At 72.4% G+C, this 13037-nt stretch carries 17 protein-coding genes, 1 tRNA gene and 1 other RNA gene; 10 read left to right on the plus strand and 9 right to left on the minus strand.

Annotated elements, in window-relative coordinates; translation table 11 throughout:
• Window positions 1-17: 17 nt before the first annotated feature.
• The gene (locus ACOQFB_RS15645; protein ID WP_059436001.1) at window positions 18-1163 is read left to right on the plus strand and encodes a cysteine desulfurase family protein; all 1146 of its coding nucleotides are present in this window, start codon (window positions 18-20) and stop codon (window positions 1161-1163) included.
• Between the two features lie 6 nt (window positions 1164-1169).
• On the opposite strand, the gene ACOQFB_RS15650 is transcribed toward ACOQFB_RS15645, so the two are convergent.
• Window positions 1170-2081 (minus strand): serine/threonine-protein kinase, encoded by a 912-nt coding sequence (locus ACOQFB_RS15650; RefSeq protein ID WP_421609351.1) that lies wholly within the window; start codon window positions 2079-2081, stop codon window positions 1170-1172.
• A gap of 298 nt (window positions 2082-2379) precedes the next feature.
• On the opposite strand from ACOQFB_RS15650, the gene ssrS reads away from it, so the two are divergent.
• The 3 genes from ssrS (at window position 2380) to ACOQFB_RS15665 (ending at window position 4025) form a co-directional block, all read left to right on the plus strand.
• A non-coding RNA gene (gene ssrS / locus ACOQFB_RS15655) (6S RNA) lies at window positions 2380-2570 on the plus strand.
• Between the two features lie 32 nt (window positions 2571-2602).
• Entirely contained in the window at window positions 2603-3199 is a 597-nt protein-coding gene (locus tag ACOQFB_RS15660; protein WP_421609352.1) for a 5-formyltetrahydrofolate cyclo-ligase, read from the plus strand.
• Window positions 3200-3233: 34 nt separating this feature from the next.
• Window positions 3234-4025 carry a TIGR00282 family metallophosphoesterase gene (locus ACOQFB_RS15665; RefSeq protein ID WP_059435998.1) on the plus strand — a complete coding sequence of 264 codons (792 nt, stop codon included), beginning with the start codon at window positions 3234-3236 and terminating at the stop codon, window positions 4023-4025.
• A 28-nt stretch (window positions 4026-4053) separates the two neighbouring features.
• Here ACOQFB_RS15665 and tyrS read toward each other — a convergent pair whose 3' ends face one another.
• Window positions 4054-5316 (minus strand): tyrosine--tRNA ligase, encoded by a 1263-nt coding sequence (gene tyrS / locus ACOQFB_RS15670; RefSeq protein WP_059435997.1) that lies wholly within the window; start codon window positions 5314-5316, stop codon window positions 4054-4056.
• 57 nt (window positions 5317-5373) lie between these two features.
• Window positions 5374-6159: an SAM-dependent methyltransferase gene (locus ACOQFB_RS15675; protein ID WP_421609353.1), complete on the minus strand. Its 786-nt coding sequence runs from the start codon at window positions 6157-6159 to the stop codon at window positions 5374-5376.
• 76 nt (window positions 6160-6235) lie between these two features.
• Here ACOQFB_RS15675 and ACOQFB_RS15680 point away from each other — a divergent pair, with 76 nt between their 5' ends.
• The 6 genes from ACOQFB_RS15680 to ACOQFB_RS15705 all read left to right on the plus strand — a co-directional run bounded on the left by ACOQFB_RS15680 (window position 6236) and on the right by ACOQFB_RS15705 (window position 8607).
• Window positions 6236-6622, plus strand: a complete 387-nt coding sequence (locus ACOQFB_RS15680; RefSeq protein WP_059435995.1) for a hypothetical protein — start codon at window positions 6236-6238, stop codon at window positions 6620-6622.
• 141 nt (window positions 6623-6763) lie between these two features.
• Entirely contained in the window at window positions 6764-6949 is a 186-nt protein-coding gene (locus ACOQFB_RS15685; RefSeq protein ID WP_012525156.1) for a YfhL family 4Fe-4S dicluster ferredoxin, read from the plus strand.
• 190 nt (window positions 6950-7139) lie between these two features.
• Window positions 7140-7442, plus strand: coding sequence for a YfhL family 4Fe-4S dicluster ferredoxin (locus tag ACOQFB_RS15690; protein ID WP_011420099.1), 303 nt, complete (start codon window positions 7140-7142; stop codon window positions 7440-7442).
• A gap of 111 nt (window positions 7443-7553) precedes the next feature.
• The gene (locus tag ACOQFB_RS15695) at window positions 7554-8111 is read left to right on the plus strand and encodes a hydrolase (RefSeq protein WP_421609354.1); all 558 of its coding nucleotides are present in this window, start codon (window positions 7554-7556) and stop codon (window positions 8109-8111) included.
• Between the two features lie 106 nt (window positions 8112-8217).
• Window positions 8218-8294, plus strand: a tRNA-Pro gene (locus ACOQFB_RS15700).
• A gap of 136 nt (window positions 8295-8430) precedes the next feature.
• Complete coding sequence (locus ACOQFB_RS15705; RefSeq protein ID WP_421609355.1) at window positions 8431-8607, plus strand: helix-turn-helix domain-containing protein; 177 nt, start codon at window positions 8431-8433, stop codon at window positions 8605-8607.
• 58 nt (window positions 8608-8665) lie between these two features.
• Here ACOQFB_RS15705 and ACOQFB_RS15710 read toward each other — a convergent pair whose 3' ends face one another.
• The 6 genes from ACOQFB_RS15710 to ACOQFB_RS15735 form a co-directional block, all read right to left on the minus strand.
• Window positions 8666-9541, minus strand: coding sequence for a hypothetical protein (locus tag ACOQFB_RS15710; RefSeq protein ID WP_421609356.1), 876 nt, complete (start codon window positions 9539-9541; stop codon window positions 8666-8668).
• 410 nt (window positions 9542-9951) lie between these two features.
• The gene (locus ACOQFB_RS15715) at window positions 9952-10212 is read right to left on the minus strand and encodes a hypothetical protein (protein WP_421609357.1); all 261 of its coding nucleotides are present in this window, start codon (window positions 10210-10212) and stop codon (window positions 9952-9954) included.
• A gap of 149 nt (window positions 10213-10361) precedes the next feature.
• Window positions 10362-10763, minus strand: coding sequence for a RidA family protein (locus ACOQFB_RS15720; protein ID WP_421609358.1), 402 nt, complete (start codon window positions 10761-10763; stop codon window positions 10362-10364).
• Between the two features lie 43 nt (window positions 10764-10806).
• Window positions 10807-11256 carry a MarR family winged helix-turn-helix transcriptional regulator gene (locus ACOQFB_RS15725; RefSeq protein WP_421609359.1) on the minus strand — a complete coding sequence of 150 codons (450 nt, stop codon included), beginning with the start codon at window positions 11254-11256 and terminating at the stop codon, window positions 10807-10809.
• Between the two features lie 8 nt (window positions 11257-11264).
• Entirely contained in the window at window positions 11265-11876 is a 612-nt protein-coding gene (locus tag ACOQFB_RS15730) for a cysteine hydrolase family protein (protein ID WP_421609360.1), read from the minus strand.
• Between the two features lie 446 nt (window positions 11877-12322).
• Window positions 12323-12991: a transposase gene (locus ACOQFB_RS15735; protein ID WP_421609361.1), complete on the minus strand. Its 669-nt coding sequence runs from the start codon at window positions 12989-12991 to the stop codon at window positions 12323-12325.
• Window positions 12992-13037 lie beyond the last annotated feature (46 nt).

A 13037-nucleotide genomic window follows, 5' to 3' on the forward strand; every position in this document is an offset into this window, starting at 1 on the left:
CCGGCCGGAGCGCGCCGGTGATCTACCTCGACCACAACGCCATCACCCCCATGCGGCCCGAGGCCCGGGCCGCGGTGCGCGACGCGCTGGAGGTGTTCGGCAACCCCAGCTCGGTCCACGCGGCCGGGCGCGCCGCGCGCGACCTGCTCGACGGCGCCCGGGAGCGGGTGGCCCGCGCGGTGGGCGCGGCGCCCGCCGAGATCGTGTTCACCTCCGGCGCCACCGAGGCGGCCGCGCTCGCGATCCGGGGCGTGCTCGGGGCCGCGCCCGCCGGGCGCCGGCGGCTGGTGGTCACGGCGGTGGAGCACCCCTGCGTCCTCTCGCTCGCGCGCGCGCTCGAGCGGGCCGGCACGCCGCTCACGGTCGTCCCGGTGGACCGCCGCGGCCAGGTGGACCCGGAGGCGTTCCGGGCCGCGCTCGGGCCGGACGTGGCGCTCGCCTGCGCCATGCGCGCGAACAACGAGACCGGCGTGGTGCTGCCCGTGCCGGCGCTCGCCGCCGCGGCGCGCGACGCGGGCGCCCCGTTCTTCTGCGACGCGGTGCAGGCGGCCGGGAAGATCCCGCTCGACGTGCGCGCGCTCGGCGCGGACCTGGTGGCGCTCACCGGGCAGAAGTTCGGCGGGCCGCGCGGGGCCGGCGTGCTGTGGGTCGCGCCCGGGCTGCCGCTCGCGCCGGTGCTGGGCGGCGAGCAGGAGCGCGGCCGCCGCGCCGGCACCGAGAACCTGCCCGGCATCGCCGGCCTGGCCGCCGCGCTGGAGGCGGCCGTCGCCGCGGTGGCCGAGGAGGGCCCGCGCCTGGCGGCGCTCCGCGACCGGCTCGAGGCCGGGCTCCTCGCCGCGGTGCCGCGCGCGCGGGTGAACGGCGCCGGCGCCCCGCGCCTGCCCGGCACGCTCTCCATCACGCTCGAGGGCTGCGACGCCGAGGCGCTGCTCATGGCCATGGACCTCGAGGGCGTGTGCGCGAGCGCCGGCTCCGCGTGCCACTCCGGCTCGACCCGGCCCTCCGGCGTGCTGCTCGCGCTCGGCCTCTCCGACGCGGACGCGCGCGCGACGCTGCGCCTCTCGCTCGGCTGGACCACCACCGCCGACGACGTGGACGCGGCGCTCCGGATCGTGCCGCCGCTCGCCGCGCGGGTGCGCGGCGCCATCGCCGGCCCCGCGTAGCGGACGCTACGCCGCCCCGAACAGCCCCCGCACCACCGCCGCGATCGCGAGCGGCGTGCCCACCGCCGGGTCGTACAGGGCCGCGATCTCCGCCGCCGCCGCGGCCGCGCTGGCCGGCCGCCGCGCCGGGTCGCGGGAGAGGCAGCGGAGCACGAGCGCGTCGAGCGCCGGCGGGATCTCGCGCCGCAGCGACGACGGCGCGCGCGCCTCGCCCGCCAGCACGCGCCGGCCCACCTCGTTCACGTCGCGCCCCGGGAACGCGGGGCGGTCGGTGAGCAGCTCGAACAGCACCGCGCCCAGCGCGAACAGGTCGGACGCCGGCGTGGGGCGCTCGCCGCGCAGCTGCTCGGGCGAGAGGTACTGCACCTTGCCGAGCGCGCCCGGGCCCGGCGCGCCCGCCGCGCCGGGCGTGAGCGCCACGCCGAAGTCGCCCAGCTTGATCTCGCCGAGCCGGGAGACGAACACGTTCGACGGCGAGACGTCGCAGTGCACGATGCCGAGCGGCGCCCCGGCCGCGTCCACCCCGGCGTGCGCGTGCGCGAGCGCCTCCGCCAGCACCTGCGCCGCGTACGCGGCGAAGTCCACCGGGAGCAGGATCCCGCGCTCCGCGCAGCGGGCCAGGATCTCCTTCAGGTTCCGCCCGTCCACGTACTCCATCACGATGAACGGCGCGCCCGAGGCCACGCCCGTCTCGAGCACCTCGACGATGCCGGGGTGCCGCAGGCGCCGCGTGACGGCCGCCTCCTGCTCGAACAGGGCCACGAAGCCGGGGTCGCGGGCGAGGTCGGGCCGGAGCCGCTTCAGCGCCACGGTCTGGCCCGCGAGCGGGCCCTCGAGCGCGACCGCCCGGAAGACCTCGGCCATGCCGCCGCGGCCGATGAGCCCCTGGATGCGGAAGCGTTCGAGCGCGGTCGCCATCGGGCCGCTGTTCTACAGCACGCCGGCCGCGGCGGGGGCGCCCGCGCGCACGGGACCCGGGCCGGGAGGCGGGCCGCGGGACGTACGCACGGCATGTGAACGGGGTCGCCCCGTGGCGAATGCGCGCGCAGGCCGGCGGCCCGGCGGACGGGCCCGAGATCAGGCCTTTCTGCCGCCGGGCGGCGCCCCCGCCTGGCCCTCCACACGGCTTGACAGCCTCGCCCTCCGCGCCTAGGATCATCACGTAAAACACCGCGGAGTTACGCGGGGTTAGCTCTTTGACCGCGCGCTTGAGCTGTACCCCCTGCCGGGTTCGTGATTGGCCTCGAGTCGTTTGGGCCGACTTTGTCCAAAGCGGAGTGCCCGCCCACGTCCATGAGCAAGCTCCCTGAAGCGAGGGAGAAGCCTACGGGCGCTGGTGCACCGGGTGCCCCACCTGTAGAAATACAGGTTCAAACAACCGGGCCACACGGCCCACGCGGGGGGCTTTTTTTGTCCAGGCCGAGGGGAGAACCGGCGCGGTGAGCGATCCCGCCATCCCCTCCGACCGCAAGCGCGCGCTGCGCAGGTCGCTCGTCGGCGCGCGGGCCCGCATCGACCAGGACACGCGCGCCGAGGGATCCCGCCGCATCGTGGCCCGGCTCGAGGCGCTCGACCTCGTCGCGGGCGCCCGCACGCTCGCGCTGTACGCGCCGCTCGGCGGCGAGGTGGACGTGCTCGCGCTCGCGGAGCACGTGCGGCCCGGCGGCGGCTGCGCGGTGTTCCCGAAGGTCCGCGCCGGCGATCGCCGCCTCGCCTTCGCGCGCTGCACGCCGCTCGACCTGGTGCGCGGCCCGCTCGGCGCGCTCGAGCCCCCGGACGACGCGCCGCTCGTCGAGCCCGGCGAGGTGGACTGCGTGGTGCTGCCCGGGGTGGCGTTCTCGCTCGACGGGCTGCGGCTCGGGCGCGGGGGCGGCTACTACGACGCGACGCTGGCGGCCATGCCGCGCGCCGCGCGCGTGGGGGTCGCCTTCGAGGTGCAGGTGGTGGACGCGCTCCCGCGCGAGCCGCACGACGCGGTGCTCGACGCGCTCGTGACCGAGGCGCGGACGCTCCGGTTCGAGCGAGAAAGCGGTTGACTGGGCGCGCTCCGCGCGCGAGGGATCCCCGACCTTGAAAGTCCTCTTCCTCGGAGACGTGTTCGGCAAGCCCGGCCGCCAGGCGATCCAGCGGATCGTCCCCCGCCTCATCGTGCGCGAGGCGATCGACCTCGTGGTGGCGAACGCCGAGAACTCGGCCGGCGGCGTCGGGGTGACCCCGGACTCCGCCGACGAGCTGCTCGCGGCCGAGGTGAACCTGCTCACCAGCGGCAACCACATCTGGTCGAAGCGCGAGATCGTCCCCTACCTCGACGCGCCCGGCTCGCGGCTCCTGCGCCCCGCCAACTACCCGCCCGGCTCGCCCGGCCGCGGGCGTGGCATCGCCTCCACGCCGGACGGCCGGCGCCTCGGCGTGGTGAACGTCGAGGGCCGCGTGTTCATGAAGACGCTCGACGACCCGTTCCGCACGGCGCTCGCCGAGGTCGAGGCGCTCCGGGCCGAGGGCGTCACCTGCATCCTGGTGGACATGCACTGCGAGGCGACCAGCGAGAAGAACGCCATGGGCTGGTTCCTCGACGGCAAGGTCTCGGCGGTGCTCGGCACGCACACGCACGTGCAGACCGCCGACGCGCGCGTGCTCCCCGGCGGCACCGCCTTCGTCACCGACGTCGGCATGTGCGGGCCGTGGGACTCCGTCATCGGCGTGCGGAAGGAGCTGGTGCTGGAGCGCTTCCTCACGCAGCGCCCCGTCGGCTTCGAGCCGGCGCGCCGCGAGGTCTACCTGCAGGGCGCGATCGTGGACCTCGACGACGCGACCGGCAAGGCGCGGTCGATCGCGCGGGTGCAGGAGAAGCTCGAGGAGTGAGCTCCGGCCGGACGCGGCGGCGCGCCCGCTAGCCCACCTTCACGAGCGCGTAGTTCCGCTTCCCCTTCTGCAGGAGCGCGTAGCCGCCGGCGAGCAGCTCGCCGGGCGCCACCTTCGCGTCGCCGGACTCGAGCACCGCGCCGTTCAGCGAGAACCCGCGCTGCGCGACGCCGCGGCGGACCTCGCCCTTCGACGCGGCCAGGCCGACCTTCACGAGGAGGTCGGCGGCGGTGAGCGCGGCGAGCTCGTCGCCCGTCACCGTGGCGGACGGGATCTCCCCCGCCAGCACGTCGAGCACCTCCGCGCCGGCGGCGCGCAGGTCGGTGCCGCCGAACAGGATCCGGCTCGCCTCGATGACGCTGCGGGTGGTGTCCGGCCCGTGCACGCGGGAGGTGACGTCCTCGGCGAGCCGGCGCTGCGCCGGGCGCTTGCCCGGGTCGCGCGCCTGCTCGGCGAGCAGCGCGGCGATCTCGTCCAGCGAGAGGAACGTGAAGAACTTCAGCAGCCGCTCCACGTCGCGGTCGTCGGTGTTGAGCCAAAACTGGAAGAACTTGTAGGGCGAGGTCCGGGCCGGGTCGAGCCACACCGCGCCGCCCTCGGTCTTGCCGAACTTGGTGCCCGAGGCGGTGGTGAGCAGCGGGAAGGTGAGCCCGTGGACGCTCGCCGCGTCCTTGCGCGAGACCAGCTCGGCGCCGGCGGTGATGTTGCCCCACTGGTCGCTGCCGCCCATCTGCAGCTCGCACTGCTCGGCGTGGAACAGGTGCCAGAAGTCGTAGGCCTGGATGAGCTGGTACGAGAACTCGGTGAACGAGATGCCGCTCTCCATCCGGCCCTTCACCGAGTCCTTCGCCAGCATGTAGTTCACGGTGAAGTGCTTGCCGACGTCGCGGAGGAACTCCATCAGGCCGATGGAGCGGAGCCAGTCGGCGTTGTTGCGCACCCGCGCCGCGTTCTGGCCCTCGAACGACACGAAGCGCTCGAGCTGCGCGCGGATCGCGGCCACGTTCCGGTCGATCTCCTCCACCGAGAGCACCGGGCGCTCCGAGCGCTTGCCGCTCGGGTCCCCGACCATGCCCGTGCCGCCGCCCACCACGATGATGGGCGTGCCGCCGCAGCGCTGGAGCCACGCGAGCGACATGACCGCGAGCAGGTGACCCACGTGCAGCGAGTCGGCGGTGGGATCGAAGCCGACGTAGCCGGTGATGGGGCCCTGGGCGAGGCGGGCCTGGAGGCCGGGGGTCTGGTCGTGGACGAGGCTGCGCGGGACGAGGGCTTCGAGGAGGTTCTGCATGGCGCCGGGCAGACTAGCGGATCCCGGCCGAGATTTGGACGCCGAACCGCGCGCCGCTCACGCCCGCCTGGCCGGCTTCCTCGCCGCCGGCTTCCGCGCGGCGGGCTTCTTCGCAGGCTTCCTCGCGGCGGCGCTCTTCGCGGCGGCGGCCGGCTTCTTCCCCGATGCGGCCTTCGCCGCCACGGCCGGCCTCTCCGGCGCGGCCGGCTGCTCCGGCGCCGCGGCCGGCTCGACCGCCGCGGCGCGGCCGCGGAAGCCCGTGCCGAGCACGTAGACCTCGTAGCTCGACTCGCGCACCGCCTCCGGCCGGATCACGTGCAGCGCCCCGAAGCGCCCCTGCAGCTCGCGCTTCAGCGCCGGGAAGTCGCCGCCCATGAACACCTTCGCGACGAACGCGCCGCCCGGCACGAGCACCTGCTCCGCGACCGACAGCGCCATCCGCACCAGCTCGAGCGAGCGCGCCTCGTCGGTCACCTTGATGCCGATGGTCTTCGGCGCCATGTCGCTCGTGACCAGGCGGAAGCGGCCCTCGTGCAGCAGGCGAATCCTGTCGAGCGCGTCCGGCGCGAGCAGGTCCACGATCGCGGTCCGCACCCAGCGCTTGCCCAGGTTGCGGATGGGCTCGAGGTCCACGCCGACCGCGACGCCCTTCTCGCCCACCGCCTCGGCCAGGATCTGGAGGAACCCGCCCGGCGCCGCGCCCAGGTCGAGCACCGCGTCGCCCCGCCCGAGCAGGCGGTGCCGGTGGAGGATCTCCTCGATCTTGAAGGCCGAGCGGGCGCGGAGGCCCTGCTTCTTCGCCTTGCGGTAGTAGAAGTCCTTCGGGTCGTAGGGCTTGGCCATGTGTAAGCTGAGGTCCGTTTGCCGGGGGTTCCGGCGCCCGGTATCCTGCGGCTCGCGCAGGGCAGTCAAGCCGACAATGTCCAGGATCAAGATCCTTCTGCTCTGCGTCCCGGTGGCCCTGGCCGGCCTCGGCGTCGCCCTGCACGCGACCTGGCGGATGGCGGCGCTGGAGCGCGCGCTCCAGGCCGCCGACGCCGAGGCGCGCGACGCCGGGCGGGCGTTCGTCCAGACGCTCCAGGGCGAGCACGCCGAGCGGCAGCGGATCGCCCTCGACCGGCGGAGGACCCTCGCGCTCGACATGGCCGCCGCCCGGCGCGACCGGCTGCTCGGCCTGCTCGCCACCGGCGCCGCCGGGCTGCTCGGCGCTGCACTGTCGGTGATGGCCCGCATCTCCGCGGAGGTCGAGGAGGATCGCCGCCACGTGCGCGCCGCCGCCGGGGATCACGGACCGGACCGGTCCTGATCCCGGGACCAAGTCGACCGGAACGGTCCGATTTTTCCCTAAGAATTTCCGCTGCCTGGACTTGACTCGACCCCGCCCGGGATCGGATAAGCGTCCCCGTCCACCCGCCCGCCGGGCGCTTGTGAGAGGAAGAGAAAGACCATGGCCCTGAAGATTACCGAGGAGTGCATCAACTGCGGCGCGTGCGAGCCCGAGTGCCCGAACACCGCCATCAGCCAGGGTGACGACATCTACGTCATCGACGCGGCCAAGTGCACCGAGTGCCAGGGCCAGCACGACTCGCCGGCGTGCGCGGGCGTCTGCCCGGTCGACTGCTGCGTGAAGTAGCCGCGGCCGCCGCGGAAGGTCCCGCGGCACAGGCGTGTTGACGAGGAGCAGCGCCCCGTGGGCGCTGCTCTTTTCGTTCCCGCCCGCCAGGGACGCACGCCGAGGCGATTGGCCCTAGGCGGAATCCGCTCGCGGGCGGTAGCATCGAGCGTCTTCGAACACGCCAGCGGCGGAAGCCGAGGAGAGTCCCATGGCCACCTTCATCACCGAGGAATGCATCAACTGCGGCGCGTGCGAGCCGGAGTGCCCGAACAGCGCCATCAGCCAGGGCGACGACATCTACGTCATCAACCCCGACCTCTGCACCGAGTGCGTGGGGTTCCACGGCGAGGAGGCCTGCGCCGCGGTGTGCCCCGTGGACTGCTGCGTCCCGGATCCGAACCGGACCGAGACCGAGGAGCAGAACTACGCCAAGCTGGCGACGATCCACCCCGACAAGACGTTCCCGTCCCTCGGCGAGCTGACCGCCGAGCTGTCGCGGTTCCGCAAGTAGCCGCCGCCGGCGACGCCGGTCCCGCGCCCCGCGTGCCGCATGGTGCGCGGGGCGTCGTCGTCTCGCCGTGCCGAGCCCCGCCCGCCCCGCCCGCCCGAGGAGCCCGCCGCCATGTCACGAACCGTGAAGCTCGACCGCCGCACCGCCGCCGTGCTGCTCGTGGACGTGCAGGAGCGGCTCACCCCCGCCATGCCGCCCGAGGCGCTGGCGCGGGTGGTGAAGTACGCGACCGCGCTGGTGGAGGGGGCGAAGGTGCTCGGGGTGCCCGTGCTCGCGACCGAGCAGTATCCCAGGGGCCTCGGCGCGACCGTCCCCGAGCTCGCACGGCTGCTCCCCTCCCCCGCGCTCGCGAAGGTGCACTTCTCCTGCGGCGCCGACCCCGCCTTCGCCGCCGCGCTGGAGGCCACCGGCCGCCGGCAGATCGTGATCACCGGGATGGAGACGCACGTCTGCGTGTTCCAGACGGCCCGCGACCTCGTGCAGATGGGCTACGAGGTGCACGTCTGCGCCGACGCCGTGTCGAGCCGCACCGAGGAGCACCGCCGGGTCGGCCTCGAGCTGTGCCGCGAGGCCGGCGCGATCGTCACCACGGCGGAGACCGCGCTCTTCGACCTCCTCCACCAGGCCGGAACGCCCGAGTTCAAGCAGGTGTCCGCCCTGGTGAAGTGACCCGGACACCCCGCCCGCCACCGGGGGAGGCAGGGCCCGTCCGTCCCGCCGGATCCCGGTTGACCCAAGGGTTTCGCGGTGCTACCTAGACCGTCCCCGCAGTTCCCGGGGCGTAGCGCAGCCTGGTAGCGCACTTGCTTGGGGTGCAAGTGGTCGCTGGTTCAAATCCAGTCGCCCCGACCATCTGAAGGCCGCAGAGTCACTCGGGAAACCGGGGGTTCTGCGGCCTTCGCCTTTTCCGGATTCGGGTGCGCGCCCTACGGAAACCCTACCGACCGGTGGAAACGCCTCGGAGGGCGGGTTCGAGGCCGGTGTCCGGGTGGTGCTGCCCGAGAAGCTCCTCACCGTGCGCGAGGTGGCCGACCGGCTCGGCGTGTGCCGCGCCACCGTCTACGCGATGGTCGAGCGTAGCGAGCTTCCGGCGGTCCGCATCGGGTCGGCGGTACGGGTCCACCCCGCCGACCTCCAGGCGCTGGTCGCGCGCCGTCGAGGGTGAGAAGCCGTCATGGCACGGGTGGGCCGCATGGAGCGGCGCACCCGGCCACGTACCGGCGCTACTTCGACTTCTCGGGGTCCGCCGCGTCCATCAACTCCTGAAGGCTCCGGGCGGAGTGCGCCTTCTCCGCCACCTTCATCTCCCGGAGGCGCCGGGCCGGGTCCGAAGCGGACATGATGTTGTTAACGCTTCGGGCGGAGTGCGCCCTCTCCAGCATCTCCATCTTCAGAAGGCGCCGGGCCGGGTTCACCCTGTCCATCGTCTCCTGGAGGCGCCGGGCCGGGTTCACCCTGTCCATCGTCTCCTGGAGGCGCCGGGCCGGGTTCGCCTTGTCCATCATCTCCTGGAGGCGCCGGGCCGGGTTCGCCTTGTCCATCATCTCCTGGAGGTGCCGGACCGGGTTCGCCCTGTCCATCATCTCCTGGAGGTGCCGGGTCGGGTTCGCCCTATCCATCATCTCCTGGAGGTGCCGGACCGGGTTCGCCCTGTCCATCATCTCCTGGAGGTGCCGGGTCGGGTTCGCCCTATCCATCATCTCCTGGAGGCGCTGGGTGGGGTTCGCCCTGTCCATCATCTCCTGGAGGTGCCGGACCGGGTTCGCCCTGTCCATCATCTCCTGGAGGCGCTGGGCGGGGTTCGCCTTGTCCATCATCTCCCGGAACTGGTGGTTCATCTGCTGCGCCGCCTCGGCGGGGCCGACGCTCGGGGCAGCCTTCGCGCAGCGCGGGCACAGGGCGGCGTTGCGGGTCAGCGTGAAGAACTGGAGCGCGCAGGCGCAGGTCTGGCGGTGAACGACCCCGCCGCCGCCAAGCGAGTTCACGTACTCCTTCTCGTCCCGGGGGCCGAGGTTGAGCCGGCTGAGGTGCTGAAATGCTTCCTGGTGTTTGATGTTGGTCAGCGCGGAGAGCTTCCGCGCGCGCGACGTGCGAGACATCTGACCGAACCTTCTCCGGCGTTGAGCCTGGACCTCAACCGGCCGGGGTGGTCGGGTGAGATGCTCACTACATCCAGCCGCCTCGCGGGAACCCGCTTCTCCGCTCCGCCGGTCCAGGCGGTTCGGAGCACATCGATGGGTCGGCAGCAGACCCACCGACATTCTACGTCGCGGTCTGACGGCCGCAACCCGCAGGGCGAGTTCTGACGGGCCTCGTGCCGAGGACCGTCGGGTCCGCATCCGCGCCGCCCTTCAACTCCGGCGAGTTCGCGGGGTCCGGACAAGGGTGCCGGAGCAAAGTGCAGCCGAATCAGCGACTCGGACTGCGGTGCCCGAGCAGAGCACTGGCTGAATCAGTGGCTTGGCGCCGTGAGCGCGGCGCCGAGCAGCGCCGCATATCGCCCGTGGGCTCAGTCCGGCGGGGGCAGCCCGGCTGCCTGAAGCCGACACATCACCCATTGTGCCTCGCCCACGAATGGGAAGGTGACGAGTTCGACCCGGCGGGTGCGAATCGACTCGGAGAGCGGCAGCGCGGACAGCGCCTGGTATGCCTTCCGGCGCTGGCACGCCGTCTTGCGCCTGCTCGCCGCACGGATCGGAGCGGTGATCAGCCTGGTGTTTGTCCTTCCCAGCATCGCCGCGCTGCTCTCCGTGAGTACTTCGGTCGTCATCCGGAGGCGCCTGGAGGCGCGGCCCCCGCACGAACCAGCGAACGGCCTTGAGGACGGGCCCATGCGGCGAACAGGTGGCCACGCGCGACGTTCGGTCTCGACTGAGCCGACATCGCTGGGACCTCGGCACCATTCGGCGCTCCCCGCCGTCACCCCACGGCCGCGATCGCGTCGATCTCGACCCTGACGTCCGGGTGGTAGAGCTCGGCGACGCCGAGCAGCGCGCTCGCCGGCGGCCGCGCGGGGGCGACGTGGCGGTCGCGCACCGCACGGATGACCGGCAGCTCGTGGCTGGAGAGATCGCGCACGTAGATGGTGATGCGCGCGACGCAGGAGAAGTCACCGCCCGCCGCGTGCAGCGTCCGCTCGAGGTTCCGGAAGGTCTGCTCGAGCTGATCCTCCAGCGATGGACCCGCCATCTCGCCATCGGGACGCAGGGGGACGTGTCCCGAGAGGAAGAGCAGCCGCCCGCCCTCGACAAGCGTCGCCTGGGAGACGCCGGGGATCCCGGCGCCGACGGCGTCGATCGCGGTGAGCTTCGCCGTCCGCACCGGCGCATCACTTCCGTGGTTCGGCCCCGGCCTCCGGACACGGTCACCCCGCCGCATCGTGCACCTTCATGAACGCGTCGATGGTCCTGTAGTAGCCGGGCAGCATGTCGTGGAGACGCCGCCGGCCCTTCGCGGTCAGGAGGACGTGGCGACTCCGCGCGTCGGCCTCGTCCTCGCGAAACCGGACCAGCCCCGCTGCCGAGAGCGACTGGAGCGTCCGGGTCATCACCGGGCGCGCGACGTCGATGCGCTCGGCCACCTGGCTGATGCGCAGCCCGTCCCGGTCCTCCTCGCGATCGAGCACGACGAGGACCAGGAAGCGCGCCTGCGACAGTCGGTGGGTGGCGAAGTAGGCCTCGAGCTCCCGCAACAGCAGGCTGGCCGTCCGCAGCATGCGCAGGGCGCGGTCGATGGTGTCGACCTGCATGGCTGGGAAGCTCGCGTGGTAGCGCTCGAGGACCTGGCGTGTGGGGAGTTCCTTGAGGAAGAACATGGCGGCGCTCACACGGCGCGGAGCTCGGCGCTCGTCACGTGGTCGCCGAAGTGATGCACCACGTGCTGGAGCACGTGCTCATGCTGGGAGCGCTCGAACGCGGCGCACGCGTCGCTCACGACGTAGGCCTCGTAGCCGAGGTCGTGCGCCTCCCGCAGGGACGACTCGACGCACACGTGCGTCGCGAAGCCGCAGAGCAGCAACGTCCTCACGTCGTTGTTGCGCAGGAACGGGTCGAGGGTGGAGTTCTTGAGCACGCTCGCTCCGGATCGTCCCTGCACGACGAACTCGCCCTCCCGCGGGACGAAGGGCTCGACGAACCGGGAGCCCTCATCGCCCCAGGTTCCGGCGTGCGGGATCGCGCCTCCGAGACCGAGCTTGCCCCGGCCGCCCGCGAACAGGAGGTAGCCGGGGTCGCGAGCGAACGAGAGCCCTGCGTGCGCGATGATCCAGCGGCGCTCGCGGGCGTGCGCGAGCAGCTCCCCGGCGGCCGCGACGGCCGAGCGGAAGGCCTCCTTGTCGCGGATCAGCCGCTGCTGAAGCTTCCCGGTCGGCGCCACCCACTCGTGCTGGAACTCGATGAGGACGAGGGCGGCGCGCCCGATGTCGATCTGCTTCACGATGACCTCCTGGACCGCTGGGGTGACGATCGGGTCCTGTGTCCCGATCGCGCCTGTTGGTTACCATGGTAATTATCTTCCCAGCAACCCCCAACCTCTTCGCGCCGCAACGCATCGGGAGTCGCGCGGGTGCCGGGGGACTCGGTGCCGGAGCAAAGCACCGGGACTCGGCGGACTCGGGACTCGGTGCCGGAGCAAAGCGCGCCACGAATCAGTAGGTTGAAGCCCGTGGGCGTAGGACGTGCGTTTGCTAAGGCCCCACCGATGGCGTGACGAAGTGCGCCTGACCGGAGCACCAACCTCCGATCATCACGTCACTCGGTCACGAGAGAAAGCACGGCCGCCTTCTTCCGACCGTGGGACGCGAACCATGGAATGCTCACTCTCCGCCCCAGGTCGCCCGGAGCCGGTGGATTTCGGCGCGTCTATGTGCAGACGAATGCCCGTCAGTCCGGCGGCGACAGCCCGGCCTCGTCGAGGCGATGCATCACCCAGTGGGCGTCGCCGACAAACGGATACTCGACCAGGTCGATCCGCCTCGTGCGCAGCGACTCCGAGAGCGGCAGCGCGAACAGCGCCTGGTACGCCTTCCGGCGCTGGGGCCCGTTGTTGCCTAGCGCCAGGTACTCCGGCGCGTCGTCGATGAGCGGATCCGGCTCACCGAACGCATAGTGACGGTAGCTCGACCACTTCCAGTCCTTCGGACTTTTCACCAGACCTGCGCGGACCGGGTTGAGGTCGCCGTACCGCATCACCGTCAGCTGATGGGCGCCCTCCGCCTGAATGCGAGGCGAACGCATGCGCTCCATCACCACCTGGCCACGCCGATCGCGTCGCTTGTTGTACCAGCGCGCGAACTGCCCGTTCACCACCTGCCAGAAACGGCTGAACTGCTCCTGGTCGCGCCTCGTCGTGCACGTGACGTGCGGGTGCGTGCCCATCAGGCAGTACGAGTTGATCTCGACCCCGTACCTGTCCTTGTACCGACCGAGCAGCTCGAGGAACTTATCCCTCGCGCCGGTCACCTCGAGAACGTGCTCGAAGTCGTGCGCCCGCCAGGTGCAGTGATTGCTCGAGTCGCGCTCCACCAGCGCGAAGCGCGGGATGCGGGCCATGCCCGGGCGCTACGCAAATGGGATACCAGCGATCTGACGTGACGTT

It is taken from the genome of Anaeromyxobacter sp. Red801, from assembly GCF_049201065.2.
Classification (GTDB): domain Bacteria; phylum Myxococcota; class Myxococcia; order Myxococcales; family Anaeromyxobacteraceae; genus Anaeromyxobacter.